The following is a 1,007-nucleotide window of genomic DNA, read 5'->3' as shown; positions in this document are numbered from 1 at the left end:
GAGGTTAAAACGTCCGAGCTTTAGCGAGGGCATAGGGCTGTTTTCATGCCTGCTTAGGCTTTTATATATATTTTAAAGCTTTTAAATGCTTTTAGACTCTTTGAAAGCCTTTCTATTAAAGGCATTTAGCGCTCATAAAGGGACATTTAGTCGGTTATAAAGGGACATTTAGTCGGTTATAAAGGGACATTTAGTCTTTATAAAGGGACATTATAGGTCTTGACCCTTTAGTGACTTCAATTTACAATGTCCATATTATAAGTAACAATATAATCTGATTATGAAAAATGAGCTTGTTGTGAAGGATAATGCGTTAATTAATGCTAGTTATAACTTAGAAGTAACTGAACAGCGTTTAATACTTTTAGCGATTCTTAATGCAAGAGAAACAGGCAACGGTATTACATCCGATAGCAAATTAGAAATACATGCAAAGGACTATGCTAGTCGCTTTGATATAAGCAATGATGGAGCTTATAAAGCTTTAAAAAATGCTGTCTTAAACCTATTTGATCGACAATTTTCTTTTAAAGAACAAGATAAGAAAGGGAATGTAGGTACAGTAAAATCAAGATGGGTAAGCCGTATTAAATATATTGATGATTCAGCCACACTAGAGATTACGTTTGCACCTGATGTTGTCCCTCTAATTACAAGACTTGAGCAGCATTTCACGAGCTATCAACTTAAACAAGTCAGCCAACTTACCAGTAAATACGCAATCCGCTTATATGAGCTTTTAATTGCATGGCGTGAAGTTGGCAAAACTCCAAGAATTGAATTAGAGGACTTTAGAAGCAAAATTGGTGTTGATGACACTGAATACACAGCCATGAATGACTTTAAAAAGCGGGTATTAGAGCCAGCTATTAAGCAAATTAATAAATATACAGACATTACTGCAACGTATGAGCAGCATAAAAAAGGGCGGTTAATTTCAGCATTTTCATTCAGCTTTAAGCAAAAGCACCACCCAAAAACTGAAAAGACGGTTGACCTTAAAAGAG

General features: G+C 35.1%; 1 protein-coding gene. It reads left to right on the top strand.

From position 1 onward, the window contains the following. Positions 1 to 280: 280 nt before the first annotated feature. The coding region (repM, locus tag ADA42_RS02535; protein ID WP_048763439.1) for a replication initiation protein RepM at positions 281 to 1,007 on the top strand (727 nt) is incomplete at its 3' end.

It is taken from the genome of Acinetobacter sp. 243_ASPC (assembly GCF_001054715.1).
GTDB lineage: Bacteria > Pseudomonadota > Gammaproteobacteria > Pseudomonadales > Moraxellaceae > Acinetobacter > Acinetobacter soli.
This window is presented reverse-complemented; position numbering and strand designations above follow the sequence as displayed.